Source organism: Leptolyngbya sp. NK1-12 (assembly GCF_032598965.1).
Lineage (GTDB): Bacteria > Cyanobacteriota > Cyanobacteriia > Elainellales > Elainellaceae > Elainella.
In genome coordinates this window covers 1570180-1582596 of the sequence record NZ_CP053586.1, presented here as the reverse complement: position 1 = coordinate 1582596, position 12417 = coordinate 1570180, and the positions used below count along the sequence as shown (strand labels likewise).

Annotated in this window: 17 protein-coding genes; 6 read left to right on the top strand and 11 right to left on the bottom strand. The window is 48.6% G+C overall.

Translation table 11 applies throughout. The annotated features are described in order from the left end of the window. Positions 1 to 79: 79 nt before the first annotated feature. From HJG54_RS06365 to HJG54_RS06355, 3 genes are all read right to left on the bottom strand, one after another. Positions 80 to 646 carry a Uma2 family endonuclease gene (locus tag HJG54_RS06365; protein WP_316433986.1) on the bottom strand — a complete coding sequence of 189 codons (567 nt, stop codon included), beginning with the start codon at positions 644 to 646 and terminating at the stop codon, positions 80 to 82. A gap of 248 nt (positions 647 to 894) precedes the next feature. Next, entirely contained in the window at positions 895 to 1479 is a 585-nt protein-coding gene (locus tag HJG54_RS06360; protein ID WP_316433985.1) for a Uma2 family endonuclease, read from the bottom strand. 100 nt (positions 1480 to 1579) lie between these two features. Then, on the bottom strand, positions 1580 to 1978 hold the full coding sequence (locus HJG54_RS06355; RefSeq protein ID WP_316433984.1) for a DUF1636 family protein: 399 nt from the start codon (positions 1976 to 1978) through the stop codon (positions 1580 to 1582). Positions 1979 to 2094: 116 nt separating this feature from the next. On the opposite strand from HJG54_RS06355, the gene HJG54_RS06350 reads away from it, so the two are divergent. Further along, the gene (locus tag HJG54_RS06350; protein ID WP_316433983.1) at positions 2095 to 2676 is read left to right on the top strand and encodes an EamA family transporter; all 582 of its coding nucleotides are present in this window, start codon (positions 2095 to 2097) and stop codon (positions 2674 to 2676) included. An 8-nt stretch (positions 2677 to 2684) separates the two neighbouring features. Here the strand turns inward: HJG54_RS06350 and HJG54_RS06345 are convergent, their stop codons facing one another. The 5 genes from HJG54_RS06345 to HJG54_RS06325 form a co-directional block, all read right to left on the bottom strand. Further along, the gene (locus HJG54_RS06345; RefSeq protein ID WP_316433982.1) at positions 2685 to 4475 is read right to left on the bottom strand and encodes an ABC transporter ATP-binding protein; all 1791 of its coding nucleotides are present in this window, start codon (positions 4473 to 4475) and stop codon (positions 2685 to 2687) included. A 130-nt stretch (positions 4476 to 4605) separates the two neighbouring features. Further along, positions 4606 to 5832, bottom strand: coding sequence for an ABC transporter substrate-binding protein (locus tag HJG54_RS06340; protein WP_316433980.1), 1227 nt, complete (start codon positions 5830 to 5832; stop codon positions 4606 to 4608). 167 nt (positions 5833 to 5999) lie between these two features. After that, positions 6000 to 6440 carry a type II toxin-antitoxin system VapC family toxin gene (locus tag HJG54_RS06335; protein ID WP_316433979.1) on the bottom strand — a complete coding sequence of 147 codons (441 nt, stop codon included), beginning with the start codon at positions 6438 to 6440 and terminating at the stop codon, positions 6000 to 6002. Then, positions 6428 to 6667: a hypothetical protein gene (locus HJG54_RS06330; RefSeq protein WP_316433978.1), complete on the bottom strand. Its 240-nt coding sequence runs from the start codon at positions 6665 to 6667 to the stop codon at positions 6428 to 6430. The genes HJG54_RS06335 and HJG54_RS06330 overlap by 13 nt, the downstream gene beginning before the upstream one ends. Before the next feature lie 162 nt (positions 6668 to 6829). Further along, positions 6830 to 7843 carry an AraC family transcriptional regulator gene (locus tag HJG54_RS06325; RefSeq protein WP_316433977.1) on the bottom strand — a complete coding sequence of 338 codons (1014 nt, stop codon included), beginning with the start codon at positions 7841 to 7843 and terminating at the stop codon, positions 6830 to 6832. Positions 7844 to 7932: 89 nt separating this feature from the next. Here HJG54_RS06325 and HJG54_RS06320 point away from each other — a divergent pair, with 89 nt between their 5' ends. From HJG54_RS06320 to HJG54_RS06305, 4 genes are all read left to right on the top strand, one after another. Then, on the top strand, positions 7933 to 8784 hold the full coding sequence (locus tag HJG54_RS06320) for a class I SAM-dependent methyltransferase (RefSeq protein WP_316433975.1): 852 nt from the start codon (positions 7933 to 7935) through the stop codon (positions 8782 to 8784). Positions 8785 to 8824: 40 nt separating this feature from the next. Then, entirely contained in the window at positions 8825 to 9835 is a 1011-nt protein-coding gene (locus HJG54_RS06315; RefSeq protein WP_316433974.1) for an ABC transporter substrate-binding protein, read from the top strand. A 203-nt stretch (positions 9836 to 10038) separates the two neighbouring features. Next, the gene (locus tag HJG54_RS06310; protein WP_316433972.1) at positions 10039 to 10425 is read left to right on the top strand and encodes a FeoA family protein; all 387 of its coding nucleotides are present in this window, start codon (positions 10039 to 10041) and stop codon (positions 10423 to 10425) included. A 20-nt stretch (positions 10426 to 10445) separates the two neighbouring features. Next, positions 10446 to 10595 (top strand): hypothetical protein, encoded by a 150-nt coding sequence (locus HJG54_RS06305; protein ID WP_316433971.1) that lies wholly within the window; start codon positions 10446 to 10448, stop codon positions 10593 to 10595. A gap of 107 nt (positions 10596 to 10702) precedes the next feature. Here HJG54_RS06305 and HJG54_RS06300 read toward each other — a convergent pair whose 3' ends face one another. Together HJG54_RS06300 and HJG54_RS06295 are read right to left on the bottom strand one after the other, a co-directional pair. Next, positions 10703 to 10933 (bottom strand): hypothetical protein, encoded by a 231-nt coding sequence (locus HJG54_RS06300; RefSeq protein ID WP_316433970.1) that lies wholly within the window; start codon positions 10931 to 10933, stop codon positions 10703 to 10705. 27 nt (positions 10934 to 10960) lie between these two features. Beyond that, a complete protein-coding gene (locus tag HJG54_RS06295) occupies positions 10961 to 11281 on the bottom strand; it encodes a Uma2 family endonuclease (protein ID WP_316433969.1) in 321 nt (106 codons plus the stop codon). Here HJG54_RS06295 and HJG54_RS06290 point away from each other — a divergent pair. Further along, positions 11275 to 11466 carry a DUF4351 domain-containing protein gene (locus HJG54_RS06290; RefSeq protein WP_316433968.1) on the top strand — a complete coding sequence of 64 codons (192 nt, stop codon included), beginning with the start codon at positions 11275 to 11277 and terminating at the stop codon, positions 11464 to 11466. The genes HJG54_RS06295 and HJG54_RS06290 overlap by 7 nt on opposite strands. A 39-nt stretch (positions 11467 to 11505) precedes the next feature. On the opposite strand, the gene HJG54_RS06285 is transcribed toward HJG54_RS06290, so the two are convergent. Beyond that, the gene (locus tag HJG54_RS06285) at positions 11506 to 12324 is read right to left on the bottom strand and encodes an iron-siderophore ABC transporter substrate-binding protein (protein ID WP_316433967.1); all 819 of its coding nucleotides are present in this window, start codon (positions 12322 to 12324) and stop codon (positions 11506 to 11508) included. Positions 12325 to 12417 lie beyond the last annotated feature (93 nt).

Sequence of the window (12417 nt, the reverse complement as noted above, 5' to 3'; positions counted from 1 at the left end):
CAACACCATAATCAATCTCTAGCGGGCAAAGGAGCTAGAGCCATTTTAGTGGACAGATCATGTAGCAAAGGCATTGGAGCTAACGGAAAAAGCGAGTAATTGGGCAAGCAAAACCAGGCAAAAGTGGTGAACTGATTTCGTCATCTACAAACAGAGTCGCTGCAAGTTGCAGGGTAGCCTGTTGCCGTCGATAGACCTGAACTTGCTGCAACTGGAGATCGACAATCCAATACTCCCGTACTCCTTGAGTGGCATAGAGCTTGAGTTTTATTTCTCGGTCACGCCGTTCGTTGTTTTCTCCGGGCGATAGAACTTCCACAATCAATTCTGGCGCACCCGTCAAATGTTCCGCCTCATCCAGCAGCATTGCCAACCGTTCCTTGCTGACCCACACCACATCGGGAATTACGTTATCGGCATCGGAAAAGATAATTCCGGGCGTTGTTGTTGCTTCTCCCAGCCCTGTTTCATCAGACCAACGGCTTAACTCAGCGCAGATATTACCAGCAACTTTTTGGTGGCTCCAGCGTGGCGCTCTGGTCATAAATAGTTCACCGTCAATGATTTCGTAGCGAGTGCCGTTGTCAGGCAGCAGATCCAGGTCTGCGGTCGTCCAGCGGACTCGATCGGTGGCTGACTGGCTCATAGGGGCGCTCCGTTTCAACGAATAACTTTATTCTAAGCAAATGTTTGCTTAGCTTACCGTTTGCGTGTCATGTATACACTTGGATTTACACCAAATCGTCGCTTAAACGCAGCGGCAAAGTGGCCGCGACTGACAAATCCGACGGCGCGTGCGGCTTACGGTCATTTCACCCGCTTCCAACAGCTGACGCGCCACTAGCAGAGAACTTGTGATTGCGGTAGAGGCAAGTGTGACCAATCCGAGCAAATTCATTCCTTAGGTTCAGTAGCGAATAAAGTATTGGGCGTCAGAGTTAGGTCAGTAAATTGCCGCGATTGCACTGGCTCATCACCAGAAAATGTCCCTATTTCGATATAGCTGTTCTCGTTCAATCCTAGGATGAGCACGGTTTGCGCTTGCGGGTTTATGATCCAATACTCCGGGATGCCAATGTCTTGATACTGGATTTGTTTAGGCACATAGTTCCGCTGCCACTGAAGTTCCCCCGGACTCACAACTTCAACAACCAACAGCGGTGGCGGCATGGTCAGTCGAATTGTGTTTCGTTGGGCTAAGAGCAAGACATGTTCGTCTCGGATAATTGTCAGATCAGGGTAGCGATTTTGGGGTTCGCCGCGCACCTCCAGTTCCAACCCTTGTCCTCGAACTCTGTCTGGTCCAAGCAATAAAGCAAACCTCAAAAATAGGCGATTAGCAATCTGAACATTAATCCCAGATTCAGGCGGCACCTCAATCAGTTCTCCATTGAATAGTTCATAGAGCCGGTCTGTGCCATCATCGTAGGCTAAATATTCGTCAAAGCTTTGGAAGCGTGGCCTGAGCTGCTGAATCATGACGTTGACCAGTGGCACGACGAAAGCAGAAGTGATGCGTTGAATAGCACTGATTCAACCTTGACTCAAAGACGGTCGAAATTAACCAATCTCAGGGGTTCTACGCCTCCTCGTCCTCACTGCTGCCAGCTATGGATGGAATCTTAGCGACTGCGGCAGATTGCAAGGCTTCTGGAAATTGCTTCCAGGGGATGTTCCCAGCCTTACTATTGAGATACAGTTCGCCAAACTGCAATAGAGCTTCTGCCCCCTGCTCGGTAGGCACTTTCGTAAATAGATACGTCGCTTTATCGGGTCCTGAAAAGGCCGCTGCACAGGGATGATCGCAGGTCCACAGACAGCCCACCGACCGAATTTCTAGCCGATCTCGATCAGGCCATTCCTGATGCATATCCTGTAATTGATTCAACAAAACAGCCCCTTCTGCCTTCTCGTAATCGACATCATCCGAGTGTACCGAGTTGCAGGATTTGCAGATGAATAGAGTATGCTGAGTCATACTGGCTCTTTCAGAGATTCTTGACAAAGATTCTCATCTATCATACGACTGGATGGAATTTAATGCAATTGGGCTAATTATTGGGTCACGGTTCTTTGGGAAACAGGAAATTGCGCATGACACACTATGACAAAAGCTGGTGGATTTTTGCTTTACTTTCAGCAGTCTTTGCTGCATTAACGGCGATTTTCGCAAAGGTTGGTGTAGAGAATGTAAACTCCAATCTGGCGACTGCGATTCGCACTGTCGTTATTTTAATCATCGCTTGGGGAATTGTCGGAGTGGGCGGGCAATGGCGCGGGCTATTCACCATCTCTGAAAAAACCATGCTGTTTTTAGTGCTTTCTGGTATAGCGACCGGGCTATCTTGGCTTTGCTACTTCAAAGCGCTGCAAATGGCACCTGCTTCCTGGGTCGCTCCGGTGGATAAGTTGGGATTGGCCCTGGTGTTGATTCTGTCGTTCCTGTTTCTGGGCGAAGCAATGACCCTAAAAACAATCCTGGGAGCCGGGTTGATTATGTCAGGAGCCTTAGTGCTGATTTATCCAGAAGGTGGCTTTGCCTCAGCCACTGCACCAATCAATGTTCCGAGTGTAGAGGTTGAATTGATTGAACCAGTTGAAGTTAACCCGATAACTGCTCCCACGAATTTGCCTGTAGTTGATGCCGTGATTGATCCAGAGAAGGAAATATCCTAGGAGATGCCCTAGGAAAAAGAATTCAATTGCAACTCGCCCGACTGGACATGCCATAGCCCTGCATAAATTCCGTTTAAGAGCAGCAACTCTTCGTGAGTCCCCTGCTCGATGATTTCACCGTTGTCCATCACGTAAATACAGTCCGCATGGCGAATTGTGGAGAGGCGGTGGGCAATGGCAATGGTAGTCCGGTTTTGGGTAATCGTTTGCAGGGATTTCTGAATCGCGGCTTCGGTTTCGTTATCCACCGCCGATGTGGCTTCATCCAGAATCAGAATTGGTGGATCTTTGAGAATGGCGCGGGCAATCGCTAACCGCTGGCGCTGGCCCCCGGAGAGCTTTTGTCCCCGCTCTCCCACAATCGTGTCGTATCCCTGGGGCAGTTGCTCGATAAACTCGTGCGCTTCTGCTAACTTTGCCGCCTGGATAATTTGCTCACGACTGGCATCAAAGCTACCATAGCGAATGTTTTCAGCGACCGTGCCGTGAAACAAAAACACATCCTGACTCACCCAGCCGATGCAGCGCCGCAAATCCAACAGATTCAATTCGCGAATATCAACGCCATCGATCAAAATCCGTCCGCTCTGAATTTCGTAAAAGCGGAGTAACAGTTTGACGAGCGTACTCTTGCCTGACCCCGTTGCCCCCACAATCCCGATCGTGCTTCCGGCGGGAATCGACAGAGATAAATACTTGAGCACCGGAGTCCGACCGTTATAGGCAAAGGTAATGTTCTCGAACTGTACTGCTCCCTTAACAGAACTGAGCGGTAGCAACCGTTCACCGTGGGGAATCGCAATTGGGGTATCAAGCAACCCCATCACCCGCCGCACTGAAGCCATTGCCCGCTGGTATTCATCCATGATTTCGCTCAGCTCCGTAAAGGGCCACAGCAGGTCTTGCACAATGAACACCATAAAGCCGTAGGTGCCCACACTCAAGCGACCATTCAGCACTTCCCGCCCGCCCAAGTACAGCGTCAGCACAAACCCCAGCAGAATGAAAAACCGCAGCACGGGCTGAAAGGCCACACTCAGAGTAATCGCTCGTTGGTTACTGTGCCGGTAGGCATTGCTTTCCTGGTAGACTCGTTCACGTTCGTAGGCTTCGGCAGTAAAACTCTTAATCGTGGCAATCCCAGAGAGGTTATTGGCAAGGCGATTGTTAATTAGCCCAGCCTGATCGCGCACCGCATCATAGCGAGGAGCCAAGCGGGACTGAAACGCGAACGTACCCCATAGAATTAAAGGAATCGGTACCATTGCTAACCAGGCAATTCCAGGAGCCAGCAGCACAAAACTGAAGCCCACGGCAAACACGCGGGTGAAGAAGCCGAGGATATCCTGGGCACCAAAGTTAAGAAATCGCTCTAGCTGGTTGATGTCATCGTTGAGAATCGACAGCAGGGTGCCGCTACTGCGGTCTTCAAAGTAGGCTAGCTCTAACTCCTGTAGGTGATTGTAGGTATCAACGCGCAGTTCATGCTGCATCGTCTGAGCCAAGTTGCGCCAGAGTTTATCGGCTCCATATTGACTCAGCGATTCTAAGCCCCAGGTGACAATCGTCAGCAGCGACAGCACCAACAACTGAGTCAGGGTATTTTGAATCCCAAGTCTTGCCAGCAGGGAGCCTTCTTGCTCAATCACCACATCAACGGCAACGCCAATCAGATAGGGAGGAGCTAAGTCAAACAACGTGCGGAAGATAGAGCAGGCAATCGCACCCCAGATTTGCGGTTGATAGGGTTTGGCATAGCGGAGCAGACGCAGGAGGGGATAAGCAGAACGGGTTGCCATTGGTCGCACGCGGAGATGATAGGTTTTGCAGAAAAAATAAACTATTCCGTAGTTTAATATGGCGCGGGTTTAACCACAGCACTCGCTATCAGATTCATGCGATGCGATTCAATTTTTCCAAACTGTTTCACTAGTCTTCGTCTATAGTGGCAAAGTAACGATAAAGGTCATCGATCAATTGATTAGCTGTGATTGGACCGGCAACAGTACTAGCCCAACTCACTGCATAGACTCGGTCATTTTGCACCGCTTTTAATGTTGACCAAATCGGTTGTTTCAAGAACGATAGTGATTTAAGTTTCTCAGAATCTGTTTTACGGAGTACATCAATGAACAGAATATCAGCATCCCAATCAGGTAAAGCTTCAAGGCTCACTTCTAAGTAACCTTTGAGCTTTTTATACGCAGGGATGAGTGGTATACCTGCATCGATCATGACCTGACCATATGGAGCAAAATCTGATCCATAAACATGAACGGTTGGGCCTGATCCATAAAGGTGAAGAACAGATACCGTCTTGGTTTTCAGCTTTTCGCCGAGCTGTTGCCGAAATTTTTGAATTCGCTCATTGTACTCAGCCAAAATTTCCTCAGCTCGATCACTCCTATCCAGGATTGCAGCCAAATACTTCAAATTTTTCTTAAAATCGACTTCACTATCCGTATCTATCATCACTGTAGGTGCGATCGCAGATAGGAGCGCATAGTATTGCTTTTGCCAGATATGGCCCACAATTAAATCAGGTTTTAGACTGAGAATTTTCTCTAAAGATGGTTGCTCCCAATGACCAACTAGCGGAATATCGGCAACAAACTGATTAAGCGTATCTGACTTAATGCAGTAAGGGCAGGTCGCAACTCTTACCCGTTCTCCCGGCAATTGCGTTACATTCACCAGCGCAATTCCTTCGATTGGATTTGCCTGAGAAAAGTCTTCCGCAAGGGTAGCATTGGCCATATCGGCAATCAGCGCATTCCCCACGGCGCGAGTTTCCGACACCTCTAGGGAACCACTGTCTGTTTCCAGGATTACTTGAAGTCCGGCTTCAGTCGCCTCGACTCGCACATTGGTTATTTGCACCAGCGAGGCTTCGATTTGAGCAATCCAATCTGTGATCGTTGTAGCAGGTTGCTCAAACTCACTCAGTTGCGCAATTCCAGCACCAGCCCATTCAGATTCCAGCAACCAATCCGCCTCCTGCTGGTTTGCCTGCCGGTTTAACTCAGTACCCAAACCAGAAAACGCATCATTCGCTTGCTGCTCCTGCGCCCATCCAGGCAATGCCAATGCACCGACCAAACTGCCTGACAGAGCCGCTACCAACGCCAACTGCACCGAACCCGAATACCACACCATCCGCATCTCAATCACTCTCACACCAATCAAGCTACGCTGTTAGAAATCATTCTTAATAGCAATAGAGAGCAGTCTAGAGAATCGCTGTGACGGTGTCTATGCGGTAAACGGCTTTCTCTGATCCAAAAACGGCCTTCGCAGATCGGCATGCGAGTCGCCACTGCCGATTAGGAGGTCAGCCCCTCACTCAGAACAACAGGCAAACCGGCCACGGCCCGAAACTGGCTATCGTTGGTCAAAAACAGCGTTGGACGAGCGGCTAGAGCAGTTGCAGCGTGGATGGCGTCTGGAGTTTTCAGATTAGTTGTGGCGCGTAGCTGAGCTGCTGACCGCAAAATCGGCTGATTGATGGGAATCAACTGAAAGTTGGAAGCTAGCAAAAGCTGTTCGTAGGCACTCGTCAAAGTCGCATTAGCTCTGCGGAGGGGAAGAACCAATGCCTCCAGCAGAATCAATTCGCTGCTCAGTAGACTGATTGTATCTGCTTCAAACTTAACCCAAAGCGGTTCTAAAAGAGTATGATAACCAGGAACTTGCTCAATGGTGTAAATCACCACTGAAGTATCAACATAAATCACGCTAGAATCGGAAATGGTCAGAAGTCCCATGATGCTCTCTCTTCTCGTAAATACGCATCAATTTGCTCTCCTGTCATTCCAATTCGATAGCGACGTGCTTCCTCAATCAGTTCCAAAACATTGACTCGTTTAGCTGGTGGTTGCTCCGGTAACACAACGAAGACATTGACTTCCTGTCCCTCTGAACCAGGCGGCAGCTCAATCTCAATTTTGTTTCCAGGCAAAACTCTGGTTGTGACATGAAGCGCAGTTTGCATACCCATCTCTTCTCCTAGGGCCGATTGAATCCATTGTATTGCGTTGAGAAGAGATACTTCATTACAACCACCCTCCACCCCTCACCCTTCTACCCCCCACCGTTCGGCTGATTTTTCTGGCCCCATGGGGGCAGTGCGCTCGCGTCGAAGCCCCTCACCCTTCTACCCCCTACCCCCTACCCCCTTGCCCATCAAACATTCCCTAGGATTGACCCCAAACTGACGCTTAAAGGCTGCAGCAAAGTGTCCCAAATGCCCATAGCCGACTGTGCGAGCCACTTCTGCGACCGTCCATTCTCCTTCCTGTAACAATTGTTTGGCTCGCTGCATGCGCTGCTGGGTCAAATATCCGATTACCGTAGTGCCGAACAATCCTTGAAACCCACGCCGCAGGGTGCGGTCGCTCAGCCCCACCTGTTTTGCTAGCTCTAGTAACGAGGGTGGATGCTCAAATTGCGTTGTCAAAATCTCCTTGGCGTAATAGAGACGGGCAATGGTTTCGGGTTTGAGGCGAGGTAGATGTTGTACTTGATCCGATTGACCTGAGAGCAGATCCAAATGCATTGCCAACAGTTCAAACACCTTGGCCTGCAGGTACAGACATTTTGCTGCACCGCGATAGGGAGCATTCCAGATCTGTTGAACCAGCAATCGCATCGCCGGAGTTACGGTCGGATAAACGGATGCTTCCCAATCGTTGTGCTTGAACAGAAATTTTCGTGTACCAGAACTATATTGCTGATCTTCTCGTAGAAATGAGTCGAGCCATTCTGGCTCAATGTTCACGCTAACAATAGTAACTTGCTCTCCGCCTCGGTACTTTTCCACATAGGCTGGCGACATGCCGCTGCCTGAAAAATAGCCGCAAGTTTCACCTAGGCTGGGATGAACCCCATCAAAGTAAATATGGCCTGACAGGTGAATGCCGATCTGAATCGGATGCTCATGGACGGGCGCTTTCACCATCAAATCCTGATGAAATTTGTACTGATAGAAGTCTAACCATAGTCCAGGTGTTAGCTCCAGACTGCGATGATAACCGCAACCAAGCTGCTCTGGCACTCCTGCCCACTCCTCCAAGTTATCGATCAAATTATCGATTCGCTCGTCTGGTTGTGGGTTGGGAGCCTGCTGACACAGCTCCTCCCAGTCTGATTCGGTGAGAATGAGCGACATGGTGGAATTAAATCAAGCTGAACGATTGACCTAGATGAGAAGAGTTTGCAATAATCATACCACAATTGTCCTTATTTAACTATCATGCTATGCAAGTGCGAGAACCAACCGATCAGCTAACGGGTGTCGCGGAAACGCTGATGATTACCCTCTATGCCCGTGCAATTGAGACCCGGCGTCCAGACCCAATTTTGTCTGATGCTAAAGCCGTCGAGATTGCAGAACGACTAGATTATGACTTTGCCAAATACGAAAAAGGTTGGGGATCTCAACTCGGTTGCGCTCTACGGGTGCGGACCTACGACCAAATTGTCCGAAACTTTCTCGAAACCTACCCCAGCGCTGTCATTGTCAATCTCGGTGCCGGTATGTGTACGCGATTCTCTCGCATCGACAACGGTGAGGTGCACTGGTACGAGGTAGATTTTCCAGAAGTAATTGCCCTGCGGCGCAAGTTCTTTCAAGAGAACAGTCGCTATCAATTCATCGCCCAATCGATTCTGGATTTCACCTGGATGGATGCAATTCAGCGGCAGCCCCATCAACCGATGATGATTCTCTATGAAGGCGTTTCGCCCTACCTATCAGAGGCAGAAAATAAAGCGCTACTCCAGGCAATTGGTAACCGCTTTGCTCCGGCTGAGGTCCTGTTTGATGTCATGGATCGCAAGCGTACTCGTAATACTAAAGGACATGACACCGTCTCAAAGACGAATGCCGAATTCAAATGGGGCATTGATGACTCCCACGAACTCGAAACCTGGGGACCAGGGATTCAGTTGAGGCAGGAGGAGTTCTATTTAACTCAGTTTCTTGACTATCCGCAGCGGTTACCGATTGTTTGGCGGGTTATATCGCAACTGCTTCCGTTTGTTCCGTTAGCACTGTTCAGAAACTCAGGTCGAATTGTGCGGTTGCAAATGGGAAGCTATAAATCATGACGCAACCAAAATCATCACGCTGACTCATGTCGAGTAACAGATGCAACAGACACAGATAATTCACTTGAATCAACCTGCAGAACGAATTGTGTGCCTCACAGCAACCGGAATTGATGTTCTTGCAGAACTCGGTTTAGAACCTGTCGGCTATCTCTCTCAAGGTATTGCCGATCGCCCTGAATTTTATGGAGAACGCGCCCAGCAATTTACCCCTATCGGTTCCTGGATGCTGCCAAACTTGAAAGGTATCCGCAATCTTCAACCCGATTTGATCCTGGGTTGGGAATTTCCCCATCGGTTTTATCAGCGCTGGCTGCGGCAAATTGCGCCAACCTACCTCATGAGCGGCAGTGGATATAACACGGCGCTAACTCGATTGCGCGATGTCGCTCAATTGACAGGACGTATGACTGAAGCAGAAGCTGCCATTCAGCAACTTGAAACTCAACTCGAAACATGCCGTACGACTATCCCAGTACATCATAAAAAGACGATGTTGATGATGGGTGGCTCCACGTTGAATTGCCTCTACCGTCGATTCATTGTTGAGACCAATGCTGGAACCTTTGGCAACCTGCTGCAATCATTGACTTACTATCCCTGGATTGAACCTACAGGTCAAAGAATGGAACCCGGTTTAATGACTGTTTCGCTCAATCGTATTCTCCAGATCAATCCTGATGTCATCTTTGTGCAAACCTATCCGCCTTCGGTCGCGCCACTCTCCCAGCAGCTTGCCAATCACCCAATTTGGAAGCAACTAAAAGCAGTGCAAACCCATCAAGTTCACGAGGTTGAACAATTCTGGCACTCTGGCAACGGCACGCGCCTGATCCGGCTCATGCTTAATCAATTACTGCCCATCATTTATCCTCAACTGTTTCCTCAACCTCCTCTCAACTCAATAGACACTAAAGGACATGGCTATGGCGATCCCTTCTGTCGCAATGGCGAGTGGTGGGCATTTCCGCCCAATGGTGTCATGCCCGTCAGGATTCGAGATGTTCTCGCATCCAATAATGTGCAAGTTCATGATGAACAGGAACAGTAGGTGCAGATTGGTCGAGTTGCGATCGCGCTGTTGCCCGATGGTTCTTTTGCGGAGACTTAATTCGGTCTAAAGTTGTCCCGTATCACTGTTGTTAGGTGATGGTTTAATTCAACATTTTATGTAATTAATGAGAATTACTTTCAGTAAATTCAGAAAAGCCTTACAGTGTGGATGGGAATCATTATCTCAATGTTGAGGGTGCCATGATCAAAAAACTGCCTTCCGCGATCGATCGGTTGAACCCGTCACCCAGAGAAGATTGGAGTTTCACCTTCTTGGGTGGCAATCTAGAACGAGAAGCCCTACCCACCTATGGCGCAGATGATAGAGACTTGGGGGAAGCTGCTAGCCTTGAATTGTCCGTCATGCCGCTGGCAAAAGCACAGGTGGGCGATCGTCTTTGCATCGTCAGTCTTAGAGGCAACCCTCATACAATTCAACATCTTCACCATATGGGATTTTGCCCCGGTGCTGAAGCTCAAATAATTAGCCGGAGTTTAAATGGCTCTGTCGTTGTGACAATCGGTGATACGCGATTAGGACTGGGAGCGCGGATGTCGCAACAAGTGATGGTCAGTACGCCGCTTTAGAGCAACTCATCGATCGGAATATGGCGAAGATTATTACGTCTGCGGAATATGATGTGCTGTGGGAAGAGGCGCAACAAGGTGGGGAACTCACTTGGCAATGGAACGAGTTTGAGGGTAAGCGATCGCTGCCGCGTCAATCGGAATTTAGGCAGTGTTTCAAAACTCTTTGATCCTCCCTAACCCTCCTTAAAAAGGAGGGAACCGAACCGCTCAAAGTCCCCCTTCTTAAGGGGGATTAGGGGGATCAATAAACTATCAGAAGGTTTTAAAACACGCCCTAGTAACCTTCCGGTGGCTCCTCCGGCAAATCGCCAAATCGTTGGCGATAGCGTGTCAGTTGTTCCTCTGGCGTTAAATACCGCTTTCCTTGTTCGTTATACCAATAGAGTCCTTCCCGTTCCACCGCTCCAGAAGTATAGCGCGATCGCCCAATCCCCAATCCCACCTCCGGCATCCAGTAGGGTTCGCCGATTTGCAACTGGTATACGCCATTTTCTAAACGATACACTTCAAACGGTTGATGCTGGTCGCACTGTCAGTATTGAGGGTTATAGATAACGTAGTAGCGCACACCCAACTTGGCGTAGATGGTCATTTTCGTGTCATATTCTCCGCCCGGAGTCAGCGACACCACTTCTAGCACCATCGTGGGCACTATATCTGCCTCTTCCCACACCACATAACTCTTGCGGGACTCCCCACCTTTTCGGCGTTCTACCCCTAAGCTGAGAAACCCATCGGGCACGATCGGCACTAACGGAGTCATTCCTGTTGTATGGTAAATTCCCATATCTACCCCAAAAAACCAGTCGTTTGAAGATAGCGGATGAAGTACAGCAGCATGAGGCAATGGCATCCGCCTATGTGCTGGCTGGGTTAAGATTTGAGGAGGCAGTGATTAGACAAATCATCAGGAGGGATGTGATGCGACAGTTTGTGACGTATCAAGCCATACTGCAAGAAGACCTCAGTGAAGCATTGCTGGATTTCAGCAGTTTGGATGACCTACAGGCTTGGTTGGCAGAGCAGGAGCAACGTTAGCGATTGGTTTTTAGGGGAACAGTTTGGCTGAGCATCAGCTCAGGGTGAGTTGACCAGGTATTTTTCCAGGTCATCGAGAACCGCATTGATTGCGAAAATATCTGGGTTAGACCAATGTACACCTACGAAATAAACTTGATTACGTTGAACGACATTGAGTCGTTGCCATAAAGGTTTTTGCTTAAGTTTCTCTATCGCTTGTAGATCTTCTACTGTACTCCGAGTTACAAAGAAAAGAATATCTCCATCAAGCATAGATATTTTTTCTTCAGATGCATTGATATACAGAAAATCTCCTCTTTGAGCTTGGGGACGTTGTAATCCAACATCTCTTAAAACCTCCGCTGAAAGATAGTTTTCTCCCTGTATCCAAAGATCGTAAGAATCAGCACCTGCGATCGATATCGTTAACGTATAGCGGCGATCACCCAAGGTTTGTTGAAGCTTTTCAATCCGCTGCCAATAATTATTTATGAATTGCTGAGCAACCTTTTCTTTACCTAATACCTGAGCTAGTTCTTCTAACTGTTCTTTCCAAGAAGGAGGAGGATAAGGAACATTTAATACAACGGTTGGTGCAATTCGTGATAGCTGCTTGTAGGTGTTCTGTTGAGTGTAATAAGAATTAGCCAGAATTAAGTCAGGTTTAAGCCGTAAAATCTTTTCGATACTAGGGGTATTAAATTCTCCAACCGATTCGATTCCATCCACTTTATTTTGCAGATAACTTGGCAGCGGATCGTTTGGGGTAAATACCGATCCGATTGGTTTGACACCCAATGCCAGACTATTAGCTAAGGTATCTTTCCCAAGGAGGATAAGCCGTTGAGGACTGCGAGGGATGCAAGTTTCACCCATCGTATGCTGGACGACACGGCAACTCCCACTTTGTGCTTGGGCATTTATCACACGAGTAGTGTTAACGGCATTGCAACCCGAAATTAGCATTAA

Excerpts from the sequence above, each read along its gene's own strand:
- HJG54_RS06315 (WP_316433974.1), top strand. The coding sequence starts at position 8,825 with ATGCAACAGACACAGATAATTCACTTGAATCAACCTGCAGAACGAATT.
- HJG54_RS06285 (WP_316433967.1), bottom strand. The coding sequence starts at position 12,324 with ATGGGTGAAACTTGCATCCCTCGCAGTCCTCAACGGCTTATCCTCCTT.
- HJG54_RS06290 (WP_316433968.1), top strand. The coding sequence starts at position 11,275 with ATGGCATCCGCCTATGTGCTGGCTGGGTTAAGATTTGAGGAGGCAGTG.
- HJG54_RS06335 (WP_316433979.1), bottom strand. The coding sequence starts at position 6,440 with ATGGGACTTCTGACCATTTCCGATTCTAGCGTGATTTATGTTGATACT.
- HJG54_RS06365 (WP_316433986.1), bottom strand. The coding sequence starts at position 646 with ATGAGCCAGTCAGCCACCGATCGAGTCCGCTGGACGACCGCAGACCTG.
- HJG54_RS06320 (WP_316433975.1), top strand. The coding sequence starts at position 7,933 with ATGCAAGTGCGAGAACCAACCGATCAGCTAACGGGTGTCGCGGAAACG.
- HJG54_RS06305 (WP_316433971.1), top strand. The coding sequence starts at position 10,446 with ATGGCGAAGATTATTACGTCTGCGGAATATGATGTGCTGTGGGAAGAG.
- HJG54_RS06345 (WP_316433982.1), bottom strand. The coding sequence starts at position 4,475 with ATGGCAACCCGTTCTGCTTATCCCCTCCTGCGTCTGCTCCGCTATGCC.
- HJG54_RS06360 (WP_316433985.1), bottom strand. The coding sequence starts at position 1,479 with ATGATTCAGCAGCTCAGGCCACGCTTCCAAAGCTTTGACGAATATTTA.
- HJG54_RS06340 (WP_316433980.1), bottom strand. The coding sequence starts at position 5,832 with ATGGTGTGGTATTCGGGTTCGGTGCAGTTGGCGTTGGTAGCGGCTCTG.
- HJG54_RS06350 (WP_316433983.1), top strand. The coding sequence starts at position 2,095 with ATGACACACTATGACAAAAGCTGGTGGATTTTTGCTTTACTTTCAGCA.
- HJG54_RS06330 (WP_316433978.1), bottom strand. The coding sequence starts at position 6,667 with ATGCAAACTGCGCTTCATGTCACAACCAGAGTTTTGCCTGGAAACAAA.
- HJG54_RS06295 (WP_316433969.1), bottom strand. The coding sequence starts at position 11,281 with ATGCCATTGCCTCATGCTGCTGTACTTCATCCGCTATCTTCAAACGAC.
- HJG54_RS06310 (WP_316433972.1), top strand. The coding sequence starts at position 10,039 with ATGATCAAAAAACTGCCTTCCGCGATCGATCGGTTGAACCCGTCACCC.
- HJG54_RS06325 (WP_316433977.1), bottom strand. The coding sequence starts at position 7,843 with ATGTCGCTCATTCTCACCGAATCAGACTGGGAGGAGCTGTGTCAGCAG.
- HJG54_RS06355 (WP_316433984.1), bottom strand. The coding sequence starts at position 1,978 with ATGACTCAGCATACTCTATTCATCTGCAAATCCTGCAACTCGGTACAC.